The organism is Tateyamaria omphalii (genome assembly GCF_019802125.1).
GTDB lineage: Bacteria > Pseudomonadota > Alphaproteobacteria > Rhodobacterales > Rhodobacteraceae > Tateyamaria > Tateyamaria omphalii_B.
In genome coordinates this window covers 125,978-146,171 of sequence record NZ_JAHVHT010000003.1, presented here as the reverse complement: position 1 = coordinate 146,171, position 20,194 = coordinate 125,978, and the positions used below count along the sequence as shown (strand labels likewise).

The window sequence follows — 20,194 nt, the reverse complement described above, 5'->3', positions numbered from 1 at the left end:
GTAGCGCCCCGAGCAGATTTTTCGTGCAGGGTCATTTTCGCGGTAGTCTTTACCATGGAGCCAATGACAATGGCCTGCCTCACCCCAAATGCGACGACATCCAAGCCAAGGATCTGTCAGCCGTGACCTGTAGACCGTCGTCGGCAACGTGCGTGTAGATGCTCTGCATTTCGAAACGGCCATCGGCCTGGGCATCAGAGATCAGCGTGTCCGCAGTGGCCGGGGTCATGAACAAGGTGTGCAGAGTGACGCAAGCAATCGTGGTCTTCATCCTTCGATCCTCTGTCCTGTTGTTTCCGTGTTCAACGTTGCAGCATCAGGTTTCCGTCGTGTCGTCAAACATTCCCCCCAGAGCATGACAAAGACGGCTGGATGGACTTCGCCGGAGATTGGTTGGGCGACAAACAAAGCCTCTTCCGCGAACCGAGGCTGGCAAGGTAAGTTTTGGTTCAAGCGTACGTTTTTCAGCCCTAACTTAATCCCCTGATCGCGCCGCCTCGGCCTTGGCTGTCAGTTCCGCGATGCGCGCGGCCTCCTCCTGCGAAGTGCCATCGGTCAGACGGTCCTTCAATTCCAGAGGATCGCTAGACAGGTCGAAAAGTTGGGGGTCCTGCCCATCGATCATGACCAGCTTGTCGTTACCGCTGCGAATGATCCAACCGTAAGTGTTGGAGCCGCGGGGCGGTGCATCGGAGAAGTGTTCGACAAAAATCGTATCGCGCGGTCCTTCTCCGCCTCCGAGTACGGACGAGATGTCGAAAGCATCGGCCGTGATGCTTTTGCCGCCCGCCATCGCTGCGATGGTCGCATGAATGTCGTTAACTTGAACCAGCGCATCGGTGCGCCCGGGGGTGATGCCCGGGCCGCTGACAATCATCGGAACGTGAATACCGCCTTCATAAAGCGACCCCTTGGCGCCGTTTGGGGCATATAGGTCGCGCGCGACCTGATTGGGCGAACCGTTGTCGCCTATGAAGATCACGACCGTATTTGCACGTGTTTCGGCATCTAGACTGTCGAGAAGTCGCCCGAATTCGGTGTCCATTGCCGTCAGCATGGCCTGGTACTTTGACAGGTTTGTTGCCATTTCGACCCCTGCTGCCGATCCGAGTAGCTCTGCAGGCGGTACGTGAAACGGAGCGTGCGGCGCGTTGTACGCAAGCCATAGGAACCACGGGTTATCTTGCCCGCCAATCCAGTCAATCGCCCGGTCCGTGAGGGCAGAGGTGGCGTAGTCAGTGACCTCAACTTCTTCCCCGTTCTCGATCGCGGTCCAACTTCCGTAATCCTTCAGGGCGCCGGTGTAAGGCCCGAAGTATTCCGGCACCCCGAGCGCGGCAGGATGGTCAAACCCATCGACCCGCGTACCGATGTGCCATTTGCCGAAAAGAGCGGCGGCATAGCCGGCATTTGTCACGATGTCGAACAGGCTTACTTCGTCGGTCGACAACCCGGGTGACGCTCTGTTCCAAACCACCACGCCACCGATCCCGGTGTGCGCCGCGTAGCGTCCTGTCATCAGCGCCGCTCTTGTCGGAGAGCACGTGGGGTAAGCGTAGGCATTTTCGAACACCAACCCTTCGCTACAGAGCCGCTCAAGCGTCGGCATGGCTGCCTGCTGGTTTCCAACCGTGTAGCAGGCACTGGCGTCGAGCCCCATGTCATCGGCGATCACGAGCAGCACGTTGGGCTGCTGCGCGGTTGCGGTCGTCGCGCCAAGAGATAACGTGCAGACAAGCCATGCGGTCAGGGTCCGTTTCAACATGCTCATTGCCTGGGCTGGAAGGTTTCGATCGGCGTGCCGGTGAAACAGCGGATCGCATAGGGAAAGTCATCGGTCACGTAGTAACCGTATTGCCCATCGACCGTCATTCCATTGCAAACGTCCAAGTCCCCGGCGCCGTCCATGTATTCGAAATCCCCGGTAAATTGACCGTTGTAGGTTGAGGTCTTGACCAGCCCCGTCACGTATGGGGTTTCGTATCCATCAACCTCCTGACGCTCACCGGAGCGCAAAACATAGCTGCTGCGGGCCGCGCGAACAGAACCGTCGTCGGCCGTGATGCAGGGTCCAAAGAGTGGAAAACCATCCAGCGCGAACCCAATTACGGGAGAGGGCCCTGCCTGGGCGCAGGCGGCATCGTCGAAGGTTTGTGCGTCGGTGGAGTAGAGCACGCGCGGGGTGGCGTGGTAGTGATACATCCCCCCACGCTGGACATGAGCGTGATAGCTATCGAACTGAAATTCGTTCAGAGGCGAGCCGACATTGTATCGCCAGGGATGGTCGACAAAGCGGTGCCCACAGCCGACCCGCTCCCGCCCAGGGCGTTGCGGCCCTTCACCGAAGCAAGCGGCAGGGTTGGTTTCCCATTTGACACCATTGAGAAGAATGGCCGCCGGTGTCAGTCCAATGGATGTAGGTTCTGGTGCGGGTTTTGGATTGCGCGGGACGCGGATCTCATCAGACACCTCGGCGGCATCTGCGGGCCAGCGGATATTGGCGCTTCCAAAATCGTGATTTGGTATCTGGTTGACCGTAAGCGTGCAGGTTTCGTCATCGGCCGAAAGGTTCACCCGTCCTTCGAAGGCCAGTTCTTGCCCGAGATCCGTTACATGCGAGTGGTAGTCGCCAACGTAGTCAGCGCATTCCGCAGTCCTATCCGCGAGAACCAGGTTGGTGATGTCCCTAGCGCTCTCAGCCAGCACAGATGTAGATGACAGTAAAAGAGCAATACCGATCAGCGAAGTAGAAGTCATTCGGGACATGTGCGGTCCTTTCCAGGTTACGCTATGTTGTCCCTTGTTCAACGGCGCAGGCGGCCCTTTCCGTCGATAGCGATACGGTGAAACACGGCAGCACGCGAAGACAATGACGCAGGTCAGGTAAGGGCCGTATCAAACCCAATCACCGACGTCCGCAATTTTGCCGGAACAAGGATCGTTCCTTCGCTTTAGCCATATAGTAAAAGCGCCATGTGGGACGTTGGCCCCCTTCCATGTCCAGGTCCCGTTCGGCAGCGTCAATTTGCTATCGTCGCGCATGCCTCACTGCATGCCGACCAACTCATGACATGCCAATCAAAGGTTGCTTCTCCATCAGCTCTCACATTCAAGGCGAGACTGTTCCAGCTTACTGATTTCAGCGATGAAAGAGAACGCTTGGTCGGCACCGCGTATCATACGTTTTCGTGCACACGCATCGTGCCCGATCTGTTCGAGCCTCGATGTTAGCGTACTCCACCGGTGTGATGGTGTAGGACAACGAAGAAAGTGATGCGGCGCATTCGGGAGCATAGAAACGACGTTGGCCCGCATGCTGTTGCGGCCAAACGCGGCGCCATGCGCAACATAGAGCGCACCCATAAGCTCCGGGCGACCTTGAACGCTGAAGCGGTGCACTCGAAGTGTTGCGGAAGGAACGTCTCGCTTCAACGCGAGGCATTCTGCCTTCAGGCCGAACTCTGGAAACAGATCAGTGTCGTCTCGCGCGGTTTCCATCGCAAAGTAAAACTGGGCGAAGACGCTCAATGCGCGCTCATACGCGTGCGCCGTAAGGTTCGAGCGCGTCAGGCAAGCAAGCAATGGATCACCATGCAACGCATCATGGATCTTTCGCGTCGCGTGAATCAACTCACCGCGCACAGGACCAAACGTGGAGAGGGTCACAGTCGCAACTCTGTTAGCGCGTCATTGAGCGCAGACTTCCGCATGGGTTTTTGGAGTACGGGCGTATTGGGAAACTGATCTCTTGGAACCCCTTCAACACCGTACCCCGTGACAAAAACGAACCGCGCACCCAAGGCTTGCAGTTCTTCCGCAATGGAAAGTGAACTGTCACCCCCGGACAGATTCACGTCGAGAACGACGAAGTCGGGAACCATTTGCTTGATGGCTTGCAGCGCATCACGGCTGGAGCTTGCAGTCTGTACGTTTTCGAAACCGACGCTGTTTAGGGTCGCCAACGTGTCCATTGAGACAACGAAATTGTCCTCGACCAGAAGACACGATGCCTTGGCACGATCCCCGAGGGTATCCGACCAGTCAGCGCCTTTTGAGACGATATCGTGCGGAACCTCCGACGGATACACGGTGTCGGTGATCAATGCACTTGGGAGTTCCAGAACGCATTGGAAACCGTCTTTGGCGTAGTCGCGTTGAATAGTGCCGCGCAAGTCTTTTGGGACGGCATTGTCTAGTAGAGTTGACCCAAATCCCGTCCGGGTGGGCGGGGTGACAGCTGGCCCGCCGTGCTCGGTCCAGTGCAGCTTCACACGGCCCTTGTGCAGCACGATCTCTATGTCGAGCGAACCGCCAGGCACCGACAAGGAGCCGTACTTGGTTGCGTTTGTCATCAGTTCGTGAATGACCAATGCAAAGATAGGGGTCACCTCTGGCTGGAGGCCAACCTTCGGTCCAGCTATTCGGACACGATCGGATTGGCCACTATGTGCGCTCGCTTCTTGCCGCAAAATGCTCTGCACACTCACAAGCGCTTCAGGCTCTTCAACCGCAAGTGAATGTGCGTTCGCGACCGCTTCAATCCGCGCTTCGAGCGTGTCGACGTAGTCGTCAATGGAATGGGACGTAGCGCGTGATTGCCTGGACAAAGACCTGATGAGTGTCAGCAGGTTACGGACGCGGTGATTCAGCTCGTTGATGAGCATTTTCTGTTGGCGCGCCGTTTTCTCGATAAGGGCTTTGTGCTCGGAATTGATCAAAATCGACCAGACATCGCTTGCGATGCGATCCTGTTCCTGCGTCCATGCCGCCGACGTGCCGCGAACCGTTTCTTTGTAAGCGGCAAATGAACCGCGAGGCCGCAACCGGGCATCCGCGCCGGTTCCGACAACCTGCTTTTCTGGGACCCCGGCCCATGTTGTCATCTGCTCCCTATCGCGGCGGAAAAAGGCCACCAGATTGTCTTTCCGTATGGGCGTGAGATGCATGCCTGAGATTCCTGCCCCGAATGCAAAGACCAATTCAGGGTAGTCTTTGTTCAGCCCGGCAGTCGAAATGGGTTCGACCTGTGCGTTGGAAAACGTCATCAATTCTCGCACCGCCGTGCTTGGCGGCACCACACCATGGGACTGCACGAACCCATCCTTCACAATGAGGGCTCCATCTGCCTGCATTGCGTTCGCCAACTGTTCGAGCAGTTGCGTGCTGAACCGAATGTCAGCGTCGCCAGAGGCCGCAACATTTGTCAGTTCGGCCCTTAGCACGTTCGCCTGACGCAAACGGTCCAGGCGGTCCTGTTGAAGCATCGTGGCGAGTTTCAGTCCGAAGAAACGGACAAAGTTCCGACACACTTCACGCACTGACTGCTCAGGTACGCGTGGACGTGGGTGGTGAAGCGCAATCATGCCCCAGAGTTCATCGTTGACAACGACATTCAAAGTAAACGTCGCCTCGGTACCCATGTTTCTGAGGTATTCCATATGCACCGAAGACACACCGCGAAGGTGCGATTGCGTCATGTCTAGTGGAGGAATGCGATCATCTGCAGCCAGGACCGGCACATTCGGAGCATTTACATCGGCAATGTAGCGAAACGGAACACGGGCCATGATTGCGCGTGCCTGAGCCGGTATGTCCCAGGCAGGGAAGTTCAACCCCAGAAGAGAGTCCAAACCTCCGGAAAGCGCCTCCGCCCTGATCGTTCCATTGCCTTCCCCGTCAAACTCATAGACCATGACCCGCTGGTAGCCGGTGAGCACCTGCAGGAGCTGTACGGCCAGCTTGAACAGCGAGTCAAAATCGTCAACGTTCTGAAGCCGCGCAGTCGAGAAGGCGAGTTGTTTGAGCGCATCGCCCGACATGGAAGCGCGGTTTTCGGCGGTTTCGAATTCAAAAATTGTTGCCGATCCCGCAGCAGCCGTTGATGCGAGCAGGATTGTTTGGCCGAGCGTAACGGGATCCAGCAAGCGCGTATCTTGCTTCAAGAAACTTGGGAGCAGGCTATTGACCATGTCATGCCGGACGCCGGAGGGAAAAACTTCATTGATGCTTTGGCCCAAAACCTCCTCGCAAGCCAACCCAGCTACGGCCTCGAGGTTTTTGCTCGCGTGGGTCAGGCGCAAACTCTCGTTGTCGAAAGCAATCAGGGCGCCATGGCCTTGGATGGAGCCTGGGATGTGCACTGGTTCTGACGCACACTGTTCCAGCGCACGTTCGATGTCTCCCATGACATTTTTCGGTTCCATTTCGGTTGAGGCCCTTTCTGAACAGCGAACGATAACGAATAGTTAAACATAGTTCACATGCAGTTAACGTCCCGATCATTTGGAGCGTCAATTCGCCTCTGAGTTGAGGTATTATTGCTGCAGAACCGGGGGAGCATAAGCCTTCCACATTGCACGCCGCCGCCTAGATTGCCCTAGCCAGGAGTGCACATGCCGGAGTTGCCCCGCCGTTCGCGCCTTCGCCGAAGCACCACACCGCGCTCTGACAAATTCGCCGCAAACATCAATGGTCGGTTTGCTCGTCAAATTTGCAGAGGAACTATCGCCGAAGGTTCGCGAGAGGGCGAAGCGGTCCCTCAGAGGACACGCACCGCTCGGATGAGGATCCGACCCATAGCCGATCGGGAGGATGGCTGATGCTCGACCGGCATCGAGCGTGCCAAAGTGCAGGTGTCATCAACCACCAAGCGATCCGCTGTGCTACGCGAATAAGGGTCGGAGGATTTGATGAGCTTGTTCCAATCATTCTGGTCAACCTCACACACACACATTCGGTGACGCCAAAACGGTTGGTGGAACGTTCGCGGGGTCCAAGTCCACACACCCGCCCTCTTCCACTGCAAGGGTTTTTCCCAACACATCACGGACAGACCGACGTCAGCCGCAAGAGAGCGCAGAACTGCTCGCGCGATTGGTAAAGTTCCGGTCGAAGCTTTGCCGGCGAGATGGCCAGCAAGAGATCTGCCGATAGGACCAACTCTCCACAGAGAGTTCAAGGAGTGCGAGCATGACCAGACTGCCGGTCGTTCGGCGCTCACTGCTTCACAAGGGTCTGTTGCGAAACATAGCTTCACCCTAGAAAAGGTGGACCAAACCGAGACCCGGCAATCCCTTACCTAGGTTCAACATATAAACATGTGCTATGCAGCAAGTTAAGTGGTGCCCGGGGGCGGAATCGAACCACCGACACGAGGATTTTCAATCCACTGCTCTACCCCTGAGCTACCCGGGCACGGGAGAAGCCTGCGGCTTCGGGTGGGCGCGTGATAAGCGTATCATCGGGCACTGTCCATAGGAAATTCGCACCAAACTCTCAATGTGTGACAGGACCTTCATCATCAGGAAGATCGTCACTGTCCTCACGTCGCGAAGCCACCGCATAATTGCCGTTCATCCAGCGTGCGAGATCAATATCCGCACAACGTCGCGAACAAAACGGGCGGTATTTCTGGACCGTGTCACCATCGCAGATCGGGCAGCTCACGCCAGCACCTCGGACAAGGGCAGTCGCGCCCGTTTGCGTTGCAACTCGAAATGGCCGAGGGGCGTCCAACCGGCCATTACCGTGTCGATGTCGTCCTTGCGCAAGGCGGCGCGCAGGGTGGCCTCGAACGTCTTTCGCTCTTTCTTGGGCATGGGCGCCAGATCAATCGTAATCTGGCCTCCCAAGCCACGGACCCGCAGCGCAGACGGCAGCGCCCGCGCACAGGCCAAGTTGGCGCGCACCCCTGCGGCGAAGGAGCCGTCGGCACCTGTGTTCACATCAACCGCAACCAGTGCGCGGGTCGCTTCAACATACATGCTGGCCTCTCCACTCAAAGGTATCTGGGCCGAGCAAGCTGCATCAATCGCGTCGGCAACGCCATGTGCCTCGAAACAACCGGCATCAGTCACGACCTGTGCCGGATCAACCCAGTCGCGCCAGGCAAGAACATGGGGGCCATCCCCCTCCGACAGCGTCTCGGGCTCGGAACCGGTATCATCCAGGACCGCCTCCGCGAGGTCCCGCATCGCTGCAATGTCATCCAGCACTTCGTCATCGTTCGCATCTGCGGCAGCAGATCGCAGAATGAGCCCCATGCTGCTTCCATCCATCCCCTGGTGGGCAAGTGCGAGCAATGCGTCACGGACATCGTCGTCGCGGATGCTGCGTGACAGGTTCAAGCCCGGGGCTTCAGGCGTCACAATAGCATACCTGCTCTTGAACAGGATCTTGTGGGTCACCGGAATTGCCTTGCCCGGTTCAGCGTATCCCGTGACCTGCACATGCAGCACTTCACCTTGGCCTATCCCCTTGACGCCACGCAGGTAGGCAGACCCGTCAGGTGTCTTTAGGAAGACGCCGCCCTGCCCCTTGACGGGTCTGTCCGTCACGGCGCGGTACACGGTGCCGGGGCGCGGTGCATCGGCGTCGACAAGCAAGTCTTCGAGGTGGCCATCCACCATCAATGCGGCCGCTTCGCGGCCATTGAAGTGGTCCAGCAGGATTTCACGGCCTCTCATGCCCAAACCTTCATACCAGCGGCCTGCAACAGCCCCGCCGTCTCAGCAAGTGGAAGCCCCACAATCCCGGTAAAGGAGCCCGATATCCAAGGGATTAGCGCGCCAGCAGGCCCCTGAATGGCATAGCCTCCTGCCTTGCCTTTCCAGTCACCTGTCGCAAGGTAGCCGCCAATGTCATCCGATGAGAGCGTCTTGACGCGAACGGTGCTTACCACATCGCGCTCCCACACCCGGTCACCTTTGCGGATCGCAACGGCGGTGATGACCCGATGGCGACGGCCCGACAGCATGGTCAGAAATTCACGCGCTTCAGCCTCATCCGCGGGTTTTCCAAGGATACGCCGCCCCAGCGCGACGGTCGTATCTGCGCACAGCACCACATCCTCATTGGCAGCGGCGACCGCTGCAACCTTTTCGCGTGAAATTCTCACACAGTACTGGCGCGGCAGTTCGCTCTTGCACGGGCTCTCATCGATGTCCGGGGGTCGGACGTCATCCGGCACGATGCCCAATTGGCCGAGCAGTTCCAACCGTCTCGGGCTTCCGGATCCCAGAATGAAGGCCATGCGATTGGCTTATTTGAAGCGGTAGTTGATCCGACCCTTGGTCAAATCATACGGCGTCATCTCAACTTGTACCTTGTCGCCAGCCAGAACACGGATACGGTTCTTGCGCATTTTTCCTGCCGTGTGTGCGATGATCTCATGGCCATTTTCAAGCTCGACCCGAAACGTCGCATTGGGCAGGAGTTCCTTCACGACACCGGGAAATTCGAGCGTATCTTCCTTGGCCATGGTCTCTCCTTCGTTACACGGCCCGCCAAGTTGCGGACGCGCCACTAAATGCGCCTCCGCGCCCCATAATTCAAGGGCTAATCAGGTCAGTGTCACGACTGTGACCGGATCGGCACGACCATCCTGCAGCATCCAATCCCGACGGTTGAGCACAACACCATCGGCACGCACAGCGGCAATGGCGGACAAATCGACCTCTCCGTAAATCCAGCCTGGCTGATTGATTTTGCCCTGAGCGATTACACCAGTATCGGGAAAGCCCTTGTCAGGCGGGCCGAAAATACCGCCTGCGCCCACTGACGTGTCAACCGCTTCCGACCACGGCGCATCCCCGATGATCGAGGACATCACCGTTACGCACTGGTTTTCCAACGCGCGGGCTTGCGCACCGATGCGAACGCGGGAATAGCCCGAAAGAGCCTCGGTCACGGAAGGAACAAGAAGAATATCTGCTTCCATCAAAGCCCGTCCAAACAATGGAAATTCACAATCATAGCAGATCAGGACACCAATCTTTCCCAGTTCCGTATCGAACATCTGTAGGGGGCCGCCCGGTGCGACGTGCCAAGTTTCAGCCTCGAAACGGGTCATGATCTGTTTGTCCTGTCGGCCAACCGCACCGCCGGGCACGAACAAGCGCGCACGATTTACAGGTCGGGTCACGCCTTCTGGCAAAAAGGAAGTGGCGGGCCCGGAAGCCGCCAGGATGTGCACGCCAAACTGGGCAGCAAGATGTGCGTGGAGCGCATCTGCGTCTTCCAGACGATCCGCTACCGCAAACAGCGACGCTTCAAGATCACCTGCAACGTCAGGACCCGCAAGCGTCGCCAACTCCATCGCGCCATATTCGGGAAACACCAGCAACTGGGCACCTGCACCTGCCGCCTCGGCAACCCAAGCCGTCAGCTTGTCCTCATATGCGGACCAGTTGGGCAAAACATCCAGAGGGTACGAGGCGGTCGCGATTTTCATGCTCTGTTGTGCCCTGCACAGTGCGCCAAACACAAGAAGTCTGCGATGCTTTCCAAATTTCGAAACCTACTGCACTTCAAAACCCGATTTTTCTTGACGGTTCAAGCAACACAACATTCAAAGATCATGAAACTGACATGGGGCGATACATGCTGAGCAAGGGCGTAACACTGCGCGGGCTCGAAGTTTTCGAGGCTTTGGCGGCGACAGGCTCCGTCGCCCAGGCTGCCACTATCACTGGACTGAGTCAGCCGGCGGTCAGCCAGCAACTGCGAAATCTGGAAACTGCACTGGCAACCGACCTGGTCGATCACGGCAAGCGTCCCATGCGGCTGACACCTGCCGGCACAAGTTTCTTGGCACGGGCAGAAGCAGCGTTGTCCCAGTTGCGGCTGGCACAGTCGGAGTTAACGGTGATGGACCTCGCGCATCTGTCTGCGCTTTCCATCGGCGTCATTGACGACTTCGAAAATGACCTGACGCCCCGTTTGGTGACGATTCTGGCAGACAGCCTCACACGGTGCAAATTCACCCTTGCAACAGCGCCCAGCCACGAAATCCTGCAAGCCATTGCGGACAAGAGCCTCCATATCGCGATCTCCGCCAGCGACGGCACAATGCGTGATGGCGTGCTTGAATACCCGCTTGCCCGCGATCCTTTCATCCTTGTGGCCCCCCGCGGCGTCGTCCGAAACAATGAACCGATGGCCATCCTGCCTGACCTGCCATTTTTGAGGTATGAGCGCGAGCAACTCATATCACGCCAGATCGAAGCTCACCTGGCGCGCCAGAAGCTCAGCTTCGCAGATCGGTTCGAGATCGGCAGTCATTTGGCCCTTATGGCCATGGTTGCGCGTCGGATCGGATGGACGGTGACGACACCATTGGGATACATGCGCGCTGGACGGTTCCACGATCAGGTCGAAGCGTTCCCTCTGCCTTTCAAGCCCTTCTCACGAACGATATCGCTTTACGCGAGTGCCGACTGGGCGGGCGAGGTTCCGACGGATGTCGCCGATACCATGCGCAGACTGATAAAGACACACATGATAGACCCAGCCCTGGCACAACTGCCCTGGCTTGCAGGAGAACTGCGGCTTTTGGATGCCTGACCGAAGTAATCGAGGAAATACGACATGCCAGCGCCCTCAATCGTAATCCTGACTGGAGCGGGCATCTCCGCCGAAAGCGGGCTTGGCACGTTCCGTGACGAAGGCGGCCTCTGGGCCCAACACCGCATTGAGGATGTCGCAACTCCCGAGGGGTTTTCACGCAACCCCCAACTCGTCACGGACTTTTACAATGCACGGCGTGCGCAAGCGGCGAAGGCAACACCCAATGCAGCGCACAGAGCAATCGCCCTACTGCAGACAAGACACGGTGGCGCAATCACGCTTGTTACTCAGAACGTGGATGACTTGCACGAGAAGGCGGGCAGCCAGGATGTTATTCACATGCATGGTGCGTTGAATTCAGCGCTATGCGCACACTGTGAGCATCGCTGGCCTGCATCGCTGAAAATGAGCGTTGGCCAGGATTGCCCGAAATGCAACGCGCCTGCTGCGCGTCCAGACATCGTCTGGTTCGGCGAAATCCCCTACCATATGGAACGGATCGAGAAAGCCCTGGCGCGGGCGGACATCTTCGTTGCCATAGGGACATCCGGCAATGTCTACCCAGCGGCAGGGTTTGTTCAGATGGCCCGCCATGTGGGCGCAGAAACGCTGGAAATGAACCTCGAGCCAGGTGAGAACATCAATCTCTTTGATGATGCCCGACCCGGAAAAGCATCCGAAACAGTCCCCATCTGGGTGGAAGAGATGCTGGCGGGGTAAGGCGGATCAAGGTCCGCCTTACGATTTTTTGGTGAGCTTAGTGGGAGTGTTCGCCGTGGGCGCCCGCTTCGGGCTTGCGTTCATTGTCAATCGGGATGGTGACGACGACTTCACCCGCCTTTTCGAAGACAAGCGTGACATCAATCGTGGCATCTTGCTCGAGAGGGGCCGTCAGGCCCATCAGCATCACGTGATCACCACCACGCAACATGTGGTGCGTACCACCGGCGGGCAAGTCGATCCCACCGTCGATTTCGGTCATTTGCAGGACGCCATCGCTGACCTCTATATGGGTATGCAATTCAACGCGTGCAGCCGCATCGGTGCGCGCAGCGATCAGTGTATCATCCTGATCGGTTTCATTGCGGATCATCATGAAAGCGGCGCCTGACTTTGCAGCAGGGCTCGCGGCGCGGGCGTAAGGATCCAGTACCGTGATGCCTTCGGCAAAGGCGGGAAAAGAAAGCAGGGCTGCTGCAAAAGCGGCAGCAAAGGTCGTGCGAAAGGACATGCTGTCCTCCTGTATGCAAAAGGGTCGTGTCAGTTTGAGTGGGATCAGACCCAAGCAGGAGGTCCACGCGCAGACGGGTCTTCAACTGCCGTCCCCTCGGGGACTATATGCGTTTCCCAATCTACGCGTGTTGATCCGAGCGATAAGGGCAGCGCAGCGGCAGAGAATGGAACGACCGCTGCCAGCAAATGCAAGGCGCAGTCCGGGCAAAGATGGGGTGCTGCAGTCGGTTCCCCGTCTGCATCCACGAACACTGTCACGACCGTCGTGCCCGAGCAGATCACCATCTGATCCACTGCGGTAGCTGCGCCACGTGCAATGGCTGCACTGTGGCTCGTCACCGCCAACAGAAGGCTCAGGAGGATGGCATGAAAGGTTCGCTGCATGACAGTATATCTAAAGCCGTCGAGATGCCTGCTCAACTGCGGCACAATCGCATGCACGGCGCAACGCCAACACGCCTCTTGCAAACAATAAAAACCCCGCCTGCGTCGCAGACGGGGTTTTTGCGTAAGTACGTCAGGCTCAGGCCGTTGCGGCTTGGGCTTTCGCAATCTCTTTCTTGACCTTCAGCGCGCGGTCGGACAATTCGACATCCTTGGCCTTCGCCAAGAAGGCGTCCAGACCACCGCGATGATCGACCGAGCGCAGCGCGGCCGCTGAGATGCGCAGCTTGATGCCGCGGCCCAGCGTTTCGGACTGCAGGGTCACGTCGTTCAGGTTCGGCAGGAAACGCCGACGGGTCTTGTTGTTGGCGTGGCTGACATTGTTGCCAGTCATCGGGCCTTTACCGGTCAGTTCGCATACGCGCGACATGGGTTTATCCTCTTCTCCGCTGTGCCGTCTGGTCCGTGTTGCGGGGTCCGAAACGACATAGGCACCGCGCAGGTAGAGCGGCGCCCTCGAATTTCGTTCGGTGGCTTTAGGGGGAATCGGGGACCGGGTCAACCCGGGGCGCGGTGAATTTGGCATCCAACACTTCCAGCATCCGCTCTGCGGCGACCGATGGCGCAAGTGCACCTTTCGCGACCTGTGTGCCAAGCTGTTCCATCGCCTGTCTGGCAGACACGCCATCCAGCTTGGACAACAGGGCCGATCTCACGTCTTCCTCAAACCAGTAGCGCGCCTGCGCTGCGCGGGTTGCGTCGAAAAACCCCGCATCCCGCCGCCACTCAACAAGCGCCTGCATATCAGCCCACGCAGAGTCCAAACCCTCTTCGGCAAGCGCCGATACCATCATCGCCTTGGGATATCCGTCCGGGTCCTGTGGTCGTTTGCGCAGAAGCCGCAGGGCGCCCGCATAGTCGGCACATGTCCGGGTTGCAGCAGGTTTCAGGTCACCATCCGCCTTGTTGATCAGGATCATGTCTGCCATCTCCATTATCCCCCGCTTGACGCCCTGCAATTCATCCCCGCCAGCGGGAGCAAGCAGCAACAGAAACAGGTCGGACATCTGGGCCACAACGGTTTCAGACTGGCCGACACCCACCGTTTCGATCAGGACCACGTCGAAACCCGCCCCTTCGCACAGGGCAACAGCCTCGCGCGTGCGCCGGGCAACTCCACCCAGATGCGTCTGGCTGGGTGACGGGCGGATGAACGCGCCGGGTTCCCGGCTCAAACGGTCCATCCGCGTCTTGTCCCCGAGGATTGATCCACCGGAACGAGCCGAGGACGGATCGACGGCCAGCACGGCCACGCGCAAACCTGCCTGGACAAGCGTCATGCCAAAGGCTTCGATAAAGGTGGATTTGCCGACACCCGGCGTGCCCGACAATCCAATGCGCAGCGCCTGGCGATCCCTGGGCAACGCCGCCAGCACCTTTGCCGCCTGCGCACGATGATCCGCGCGCCCACTTTCGACCAGCGTGATCCCACGCGCCAACGCCCGGCGCTCACCGTTTGCAATGCGTTGGGACAGATCCTGAATATCCATGGCCGCTTTCTGCGGGCGCATCCCCCAAATGTCCAGTGTTGGCGCCCCCAGCGCCTTCGGCCATAAGGCAGTCATGAGCCGCCTGCCCATTGACGATATCCTGCCCGAACTGATCGACACGCTGCGCGTGGAAGGCCGCGCTGTGCTGCAAGCGCCGCCGGGCGCGGGAAAGACGACGCGCGTCCCGCTTGCGATACTCGAAGCAAACCTTACGGCGGGACGTATTCTGATGCTTGAGCCGCGCCGCTTGGCCGCCCGAAACGCGGCCGAGCGCATGGCCCAGACACTGGGAGAAAAGGCCGGGCAAACGGTCGGCTACCGCATCCGCGGCCACAGTGCCACGGGCAATGGCACCCGGATCGAAGTGGTGACCGAAGGCATCCTGACGCGCATGTTGCAGGACGCCCCCGATCTGCCGGGCGTGGGGGCCGTCATCTTCGACGAATTCCACGAACGCTCGCTCAACGCGGATCTGGGCCTCGCGCTTTGCCTGGAAGTCGCCGACGCCTTGCGAGATGACCTGATCCTGCTGGCCATGTCGGCGACGCTGGATGCAGAGCCGGTTGGGGATGTGATGCACGCTCCAATCCTGACGTCCGAGGGGCGCAGTTTTCCGGTGACACCGCATTGGTTGGATACTCCCCTGCAAAAGGGGGTGAGGTTCGAAGCCGCGATGGCCGACCTGATCCGCACGGCATATCACAAGGCGCCGGGTGGGCTACTCGCCTTTCTGCCGGGCGAAGGCGAAATCAGGCGGACGGCTGCGATGCTGACCGATCTGCCGAATGTGCAGCCTCTGTTCGGTGCAATGGACTTCAAGGCGCAACGCGCTGCCGTCACCCCCTCTGACACGCGAAAGATCGTTCTGGCCACGTCGATTGCGGAAACATCGCTAACTATCCCCGACATTCGAATTGTCGTCGATGGTGGGCGAGCCCGGCGCGCGCAATTTGATCCATCCTCGGGCATGTCGCGGTTGATCACCGAACGCGTAACCCGCGCCGAAGCAACCCAAAGGGCGGGCCGCGCCGGGCGAGTGAATCCTGGCGTTGCTTACAAACTTTGGACCCGAGGGGAGGATGGTGCCCTCGCCGCGTTCCCACCGCCGGAAATCACCGCAGGCGACTTGGCGAGTTTTGCGTTGGAACTGGCGATGTGGGGCGCGGGCGAGGCCGACCTGCGCTTTGTCACGCCTCCTCATCAGGGCCGCTTGGACGAAGCCCGTGGTGTTCTACGCATGTTGGGTGCGCTTGATGCTCAAAACCGCATCACCCCGCATGGTCGGCAACTGGCACGTCAACCGCTGCACCCTCGCCTCGCCCATATGCTTGTGCAGGCAGGCAAAGATGCCGCGCCGCTTGCCGCCCTTCTGGCTGACCGCGATCCGCTGCGCGGGCAAGGTGTGGATCTGGCGCTGCGCCTGCGCGCGCTGAAATCACCGCAAGACTTCGGAGATGCTGCACATCGTGGCGCCATCGAACGAATTCGGGATGAGGCGAAACGGCTGGCTGCGGGGCAAGAGCGCAGGCCGACCCTCGGCCCTGCCGCGATGGCTGCCCTCGCCTACCCCGACCGCGTCGGCAAACGGCGACCCGGCGACGCGCCGCGCTATGTCCTGTCCGGCGGCAAAGGGGCCGTGATGCCGGACGGGGATGCCTTGGCAGGGCAAACACTGATCGTGGCAACAGACCTGGACGGAAACCCACGCGAAGCAAGGATCAGGCAAGCCGCGACGCTATCGCTGTCAGAACTCGAAGACCTGTTTTCCGATCAGATCGCATGGCACGACATCTGCACGTGGTCAAAACGGGATGGCGCCGTTCTGGCCCGAACCCAGAGACGGTTCGGCGCGCTCATCCTTGAGGATCGTGCTTGGCATGATGCACCGGATGAGGTTATCGGCCGCGCCATGCTGGATGGAGTAAAACAGCTCGGACTGCAGCCATCGAAGGGTGCCAAACGATTGCTGGCCCGTGCCGCGCTTATGGATGATGGCTTTCCCGACCTCAGTTCCGAGACGCTATTGGAGACACTGGAAGACTGGTTGCTACCGCATGTTACAGGGCTGCGGACCGCGGCAGATTGGAAAGGGTTCGACATCTTGCCGGCGCTGCAAACCCACCTTGGCTGGGACAACATGCAACGTCTGGACCGCGAAGTGCCCGGTCATTTCGAGACACCGTTGGGCCGAAGAGTACCCATCGACTATGACGAGACCACCCCCGGTATCTCCGTGCGTCTGCAGGAAATGTTCGGTGTGACCCGGCATCCGATGGTGGGACAGGTGCCGCTGCAGATCACCCTGCTGTCACCGGCTCAGCGGCCCGTGCAGGTGACCTCGGACCTGGCGGGTTTCTGGGCCACCTCGTATGCGGATGTGCGCAAGGATATGCGTGGGCGATATCCAAAGCATCCCTGGCCAGAAGACCCGACGGAAGCTGACCCCACATTGCGCGCCAAGCCAAAGCGATGAAGCCTAACCCCGGATCTGCTCCGGAGTGAGGCCGGGCGGTCCCTTTCCGGCGGCTTCCGCTTTCCTGATCAGATAGCGCATCCTCGCATTGAGAGGTGCCTGCCGCCCATGACGGTCCGCCAGCGAGATGATGGCGCCTTGCAGGGCGTCTATCTCGGTGCGCCGATCACGCTTCAGGTCATCCCACATGGAAGACCGGGCATGAGCATCGATGGTCAGCATTTGTGCCGCGATGCGGCGAAAGATCGGCGTCGGCAGGCGCAGGATATGAGGGATCAGGCGCGGCGGCGCTGCGGTGGTTTTGGCCGGGGAAATCCCGGCGGCAGTCAAGATGCGAAGGGCTTCGGCCATCTGATCCGCCATCAGACGACGCCACACCCGGTCTTGCAGTTGTGTTAGCAAGGGCAGATCGGACAACGCATTGATCGCGTTCCCTAGGTTGATGAGAAGTTTACCCCATTGCACCGCTTCGATGTTGCCCACCTGACGCCAGTTCAACGCCGGCGTGGACAGGTCTGGCAATGGCCCCGCTTCGATCAGAATGTCACCCGACGTTGCACGGTGGTAGTGCGTGGCTCCTTCAGCAACGACGTTGAACGGAACCATCGCTGCGCGCACATCGGCCGCTGGCAAAGCCGCACGGAGAATGGCTGCGTTTTCGACTCCGTTTTGCAGGCTGATCACCTGTGCTTCGGGCGCATGTACCGCAATTTCGCGCGCCATGTCGGCAGTATCGCCTGATTTCACGCAAACCAACACCACATCGGCCCCGGCAATTGCACCCTCTGCCATGTCTGACATTCGTGGAGCCATCACGTCTTCTGCGCTGCCAGCGTAGTCGGTCAACTGCAGCCCATGTTCGGCACAGGCCTTTGCGACACGCGGGCGTGCAAGGAAGCGGACATCGTGTCCGGCAGCAGCCAACAGGCCGCCAACGTAACAGCCAATGCTGCCAGCCCCGGCGACTGCTATGCGTGGACCCGCCAAAGCGTCAGGCGCCCAAACACCACCGCATGATCGCCTTTTGGGCGTGCAAACGGTTTTCTGCCTCATCGAAGATCACGGAATGCGCGCCGTCCATCACTTCGGATGTTGCCTCATCGTCCCGGTGGGCAGGGAGGCAGTGCATGAACAGGCTTTCGCTCTTGGCTTTGCCCATGAGGTCGGCATTGACCTGATACCCGCGCAACTGGTTGTGCCGCCGCTCACGTGCAGACTGCGGATCGTGCATGCTGACCCACGTGTCGGTCACCACAAGATCGGCATCCTGTACAGCGACATCAGGGTCACGCTCGGTCTTGTACAGACCGGCCAGGGCCGGTTCCGGATCAAGCGGTTCAGGTCCGGTAAATGTGAGATCGAATTCAAATTGCTTGGCAGCATGAGCAAAGCTGGCAAAGACATTGTTGCCATCCCCGGACCACACCACTTTCCTGCCCTTGATCGGCCCGCGGTGCTCTTCGAAAGTCATGACGTCGGCCATGATCTGACAGGGATGCGTGCGGTTGGTCAGCCCGTTGATCACCGGGACAGAGGCGTATTCGGCCATCTCCAGCAGTGTTGCTTCCTCAAACGTGCGGATCATGATCAGGTCCACATATCTGCTAAGGACACGGGCAGTGTCCGCGATCGTCTCGCCGTGACCCAACTGCATGTCGCTGCCCGACAGCACCATAGTCTGCCCGCCCATCTGGCGCACGCCCACGTCAAACGACACGCGGGTCCGCGTCGACGGCTTTTCGAAAATCAGGGCGACCATGTGACCGGCAAGCGGCTGTTCATCGTCCGGCGCACCTTTTGGACGTCCGGCCCGCGCTGCTTTCATGGCATGAGCGTTGTCGATGATCTTGCGCAGCTCGGGCTGTTCGGTTGTGTGAATATCAAGGAAATGTGTCATATACGTTCTCTTCGGTGGAGAGATCCGGGGGCTGTCTGCCCCCGGACCCCCGAGGATTTTTTGGAACAGAGAAGGATCAGGCGGCCATCGCCTTTGCGGCTGCGTCCAAGCGGCTGACGGCCTCGGCAATCTCGGCGTCTGTGACCGTGAGCGGCGGCAAAAGGCGGATCGTGTTGTCAGCAGCGGGCACTGTAATCACCTCTTGCGCATATCCGGCCGAAACGACGTCTGCGCACGGAAGCTTGCATTTGATGCCAAGCATGAGGCCCGATCCACGCACCATGTCAAACACATCCGGGTGCGCAGCCGCCAAACCCTCGAGCTTTTGGCGCAAAAGCCCGGCCTTGCGATTCACATCATTGAGAAATGCCGGATCGCCCACGATATCGAGCACGGCGGAGCCGACGGCACAGCCCAACGGGTTGCCGCCATAGGTTGACCCATGCGTTCCGGCTGTCATGCCACTTGCGGCGTCCTCGGTCGCAAGCACGGCTCCAAGCGGAAAACCTCCTCCAATGCCCTTGGCCACCATCATGATGTCAGGTTCGATCCCTGCCCATTCATGGGCAAAGAGTTTTCCCGTCCGCCCAACACCGCACTGCACTTCATCGAGGATCAGCAGGATTCCCTTTTCATCGCAAAGGTCGCGCAAGCCTTTCAGGCACTGATCGGGCACGGGAATGATCCCGCCTTCACCCTGCACCGGTTCGATCAAGATGGCAGCTGTTTTCTCGGTGATCGCAGGTGCCAGTGCGTCATGGTCGCCGAACTCAAGATGCGTGAAACCGGGCAAGAGCGGGCCAAAGCCTTTGGTCATCTTTTCGGACCCGGCTGCCGCGATCCCAGCCGACGACCGACCATGGAAACTGCCGGAAAAGGTGATGATGTCGACCTTTTCCGGATGCCCTTTGTCATACCAGTACTTGCGCGCCATCTTCACGGCCAGCTCACAGGCTTCAGTGCCCGAGTTGGTGAAGAACACGGTGTCGGCAAAGGTTGCATCGACCAGCTTGTCCGCGAGGGTCTTTTGTTGCGGGATGTGATACAGGTTCGACGTATGCCACAACGCGTTCGCCTGCTCAGTCAATGCCTGTGTCAGGGCCGGGTGTGCATGACCCAAGGCGTTTACGGCAATACCGGCCCCGAGATCCAGGAAACGTCGGCCATCCGCCTCGATCAGCCAGGCGCCTTCGCCTTTGACAAAAGTCAAAGGAGCGCGGTTGTAGGTTGGCAGAACGGACGTGATCATGCGGATCATCCTTTTTTAGAAAGCCAATGCGTCAAAGCACGTTGGTGCATGAGGCAATAGGC

Annotated in this window: 19 protein-coding genes and 1 tRNA gene; 3 read left to right on the top strand and 17 right to left on the bottom strand. The window is 59.1% G+C overall.

The window, feature by feature from the left end; genetic code table 11:
* Positions 1 to 79 precede the first annotated feature (79 nt).
* The 11 genes from KUV51_RS13140 to KUV51_RS13090 all read right to left on the bottom strand — a co-directional run bounded on the left by KUV51_RS13140 (position 80) and on the right by KUV51_RS13090 (position 10,231).
* Positions 80 to 271 (bottom strand): hypothetical protein, encoded by a 192-nt coding sequence (locus tag KUV51_RS13140; protein ID WP_222522098.1) that lies wholly within the window; start codon positions 269 to 271, stop codon positions 80 to 82.
* 204 nt (positions 272 to 475) lie between these two features.
* Entirely contained in the window at positions 476 to 1,765 is a 1,290-nt protein-coding gene (locus KUV51_RS13135) for a sulfatase-like hydrolase/transferase (RefSeq protein ID WP_222522097.1), read from the bottom strand.
* Between the two features lie 2 nt (positions 1,766 to 1,767).
* A complete protein-coding gene (locus KUV51_RS13130; protein WP_222522096.1) occupies positions 1,768 to 2,766 on the bottom strand; it encodes a YHYH protein in 999 nt (332 codons plus the stop codon).
* A gap of 330 nt (positions 2,767 to 3,096) precedes the next feature.
* Complete coding sequence (locus KUV51_RS13125; protein ID WP_222522095.1) at positions 3,097 to 3,666, bottom strand: biliverdin-producing heme oxygenase; 570 nt, start codon at positions 3,664 to 3,666, stop codon at positions 3,097 to 3,099.
* Entirely contained in the window at positions 3,663 to 6,185 is a 2,523-nt protein-coding gene (locus tag KUV51_RS13120) for an HWE histidine kinase domain-containing protein (RefSeq protein ID WP_222522094.1), read from the bottom strand. The genes KUV51_RS13125 and KUV51_RS13120 overlap by 4 nt, the downstream gene beginning before the upstream one ends.
* A gap of 934 nt (positions 6,186 to 7,119) precedes the next feature.
* Positions 7,120 to 7,194, bottom strand: a tRNA-Phe gene (locus KUV51_RS13115).
* Positions 7,195 to 7,275: 81 nt separating this feature from the next.
* On the bottom strand, positions 7,276 to 7,446 hold the full coding sequence (locus KUV51_RS13110) for a DNA gyrase inhibitor YacG (RefSeq protein WP_222522093.1): 171 nt from the start codon (positions 7,444 to 7,446) through the stop codon (positions 7,276 to 7,278).
* Positions 7,443 to 8,465: a ribonuclease E/G gene (locus KUV51_RS13105; protein ID WP_222522092.1), complete on the bottom strand. Its 1,023-nt coding sequence runs from the start codon at positions 8,463 to 8,465 to the stop codon at positions 7,443 to 7,445. Before KUV51_RS13105 ends, KUV51_RS13110 begins: the two co-directional genes overlap by 4 nt.
* On the bottom strand, positions 8,462 to 9,031 hold the full coding sequence (locus KUV51_RS13100; RefSeq protein ID WP_222522091.1) for a Maf family protein: 570 nt from the start codon (positions 9,029 to 9,031) through the stop codon (positions 8,462 to 8,464). Before KUV51_RS13100 ends, KUV51_RS13105 begins: the two co-directional genes overlap by 4 nt.
* A 9-nt stretch (positions 9,032 to 9,040) precedes the next feature.
* Positions 9,041 to 9,259, bottom strand: coding sequence for a translation initiation factor IF-1 (infA, locus tag KUV51_RS13095; RefSeq protein WP_005978431.1), 219 nt, complete (start codon positions 9,257 to 9,259; stop codon positions 9,041 to 9,043).
* A gap of 81 nt (positions 9,260 to 9,340) precedes the next feature.
* Positions 9,341 to 10,231: a carbon-nitrogen hydrolase family protein gene (locus KUV51_RS13090; RefSeq protein ID WP_222522090.1), complete on the bottom strand. Its 891-nt coding sequence runs from the start codon at positions 10,229 to 10,231 to the stop codon at positions 9,341 to 9,343.
* 149 nt (positions 10,232 to 10,380) lie between these two features.
* On the opposite strand from KUV51_RS13090, the gene KUV51_RS13085 reads away from it, so the two are divergent.
* Positions 10,381 to 11,343: a LysR family transcriptional regulator gene (locus KUV51_RS13085; RefSeq protein WP_222522410.1), complete on the top strand. Its 963-nt coding sequence runs from the start codon at positions 10,381 to 10,383 to the stop codon at positions 11,341 to 11,343.
* Positions 11,344 to 11,367: 24 nt separating this feature from the next.
* Positions 11,368 to 12,066, top strand: coding sequence for an NAD-dependent deacylase (locus tag KUV51_RS13080; RefSeq protein ID WP_222522089.1), 699 nt, complete (start codon positions 11,368 to 11,370; stop codon positions 12,064 to 12,066).
* 37 nt (positions 12,067 to 12,103) lie between these two features.
* On the opposite strand, the gene KUV51_RS13075 is transcribed toward KUV51_RS13080, so the two are convergent.
* The 3 genes from KUV51_RS13075 to meaB form a co-directional block, all read right to left on the bottom strand.
* Entirely contained in the window at positions 12,104 to 12,577 is a 474-nt protein-coding gene (locus KUV51_RS13075; protein ID WP_222522088.1) for a copper chaperone PCu(A)C, read from the bottom strand.
* Between the two features lie 525 nt (positions 12,578 to 13,102).
* The gene (gene rpmB / locus KUV51_RS13070; protein ID WP_222522087.1) at positions 13,103 to 13,393 is read right to left on the bottom strand and encodes a 50S ribosomal protein L28; all 291 of its coding nucleotides are present in this window, start codon (positions 13,391 to 13,393) and stop codon (positions 13,103 to 13,105) included.
* 106 nt (positions 13,394 to 13,499) lie between these two features.
* Entirely contained in the window at positions 13,500 to 14,513 is a 1,014-nt protein-coding gene (meaB, locus tag KUV51_RS13065; protein ID WP_222522409.1) for a methylmalonyl Co-A mutase-associated GTPase MeaB, read from the bottom strand.
* A 73-nt stretch (positions 14,514 to 14,586) separates the two neighbouring features.
* Between meaB and hrpB the strand changes: the two genes are divergently transcribed.
* Positions 14,587 to 16,986, top strand: a complete 2,400-nt coding sequence (hrpB, locus tag KUV51_RS13060) for an ATP-dependent helicase HrpB (RefSeq protein ID WP_222522086.1) — start codon at positions 14,587 to 14,589, stop codon at positions 16,984 to 16,986.
* 3 nt (positions 16,987 to 16,989) lie between these two features.
* Here the strand turns inward: hrpB and KUV51_RS13055 are convergent, their stop codons facing one another.
* The 3 genes from KUV51_RS13055 to KUV51_RS13045 form a co-directional block, all read right to left on the bottom strand.
* Complete coding sequence (locus KUV51_RS13055; RefSeq protein WP_261385842.1) at positions 16,990 to 17,973, bottom strand: 2-dehydropantoate 2-reductase; 984 nt, start codon at positions 17,971 to 17,973, stop codon at positions 16,990 to 16,992.
* A gap of 4 nt (positions 17,974 to 17,977) precedes the next feature.
* Positions 17,978 to 18,883, bottom strand: a complete 906-nt coding sequence (gene argF, locus KUV51_RS13050; protein ID WP_222522084.1) for an ornithine carbamoyltransferase — start codon at positions 18,881 to 18,883, stop codon at positions 17,978 to 17,980.
* 76 nt (positions 18,884 to 18,959) lie between these two features.
* Complete coding sequence (locus KUV51_RS13045) at positions 18,960 to 20,132, bottom strand: aspartate aminotransferase family protein (protein ID WP_222522083.1); 1,173 nt, start codon at positions 20,130 to 20,132, stop codon at positions 18,960 to 18,962.
* Between the last annotated feature and the right edge of the window lie 62 nt (positions 20,133 to 20,194).

Excerpts from the sequence above, each read along its gene's own strand:
- KUV51_RS13045 (WP_222522083.1), bottom strand. The coding sequence starts at position 20,132 with ATGATCACGTCCGTTCTGCCAACCTACAACCGCGCTCCTTTGACTTTT.
- KUV51_RS13075 (WP_222522088.1), bottom strand. The coding sequence starts at position 12,577 with ATGTCCTTTCGCACGACCTTTGCTGCCGCTTTTGCAGCAGCCCTGCTT.
- KUV51_RS13105 (WP_222522092.1), bottom strand. The coding sequence starts at position 8,465 with ATGAGAGGCCGTGAAATCCTGCTGGACCACTTCAATGGCCGCGAAGCG.
- meaB (WP_222522409.1), bottom strand. The coding sequence starts at position 14,513 with ATGGATATTCAGGATCTGTCCCAACGCATTGCAAACGGTGAGCGCCGG.
- rpmB (WP_222522087.1), bottom strand. The coding sequence starts at position 13,393 with ATGTCGCGCGTATGCGAACTGACCGGTAAAGGCCCGATGACTGGCAAC.
- infA (WP_005978431.1), bottom strand. The coding sequence starts at position 9,259 with ATGGCCAAGGAAGATACGCTCGAATTTCCCGGTGTCGTGAAGGAACTC.
- KUV51_RS13090 (WP_222522090.1), bottom strand. The coding sequence starts at position 10,231 with ATGAAAATCGCGACCGCCTCGTACCCTCTGGATGTTTTGCCCAACTGG.
- KUV51_RS13130 (WP_222522096.1), bottom strand. The coding sequence starts at position 2,766 with ATGTCCCGAATGACTTCTACTTCGCTGATCGGTATTGCTCTTTTACTG.
- KUV51_RS13085 (WP_222522410.1), top strand. The coding sequence starts at position 10,381 with ATGCTGAGCAAGGGCGTAACACTGCGCGGGCTCGAAGTTTTCGAGGCT.
- KUV51_RS13140 (WP_222522098.1), bottom strand. The coding sequence starts at position 271 with ATGAAGACCACGATTGCTTGCGTCACTCTGCACACCTTGTTCATGACC.
- KUV51_RS13100 (WP_222522091.1), bottom strand. The coding sequence starts at position 9,031 with ATGGCCTTCATTCTGGGATCCGGAAGCCCGAGACGGTTGGAACTGCTC.
- KUV51_RS13080 (WP_222522089.1), top strand. The coding sequence starts at position 11,368 with ATGCCAGCGCCCTCAATCGTAATCCTGACTGGAGCGGGCATCTCCGCC.
- argF (WP_222522084.1), bottom strand. The coding sequence starts at position 18,883 with ATGACACATTTCCTTGATATTCACACAACCGAACAGCCCGAGCTGCGC.
- KUV51_RS13135 (WP_222522097.1), bottom strand. The coding sequence starts at position 1,765 with ATGTTGAAACGGACCCTGACCGCATGGCTTGTCTGCACGTTATCTCTT.
- hrpB (WP_222522086.1), top strand. The coding sequence starts at position 14,587 with ATGAGCCGCCTGCCCATTGACGATATCCTGCCCGAACTGATCGACACG.
- KUV51_RS13120 (WP_222522094.1), bottom strand. The coding sequence starts at position 6,185 with ATGGGAGACATCGAACGTGCGCTGGAACAGTGTGCGTCAGAACCAGTG.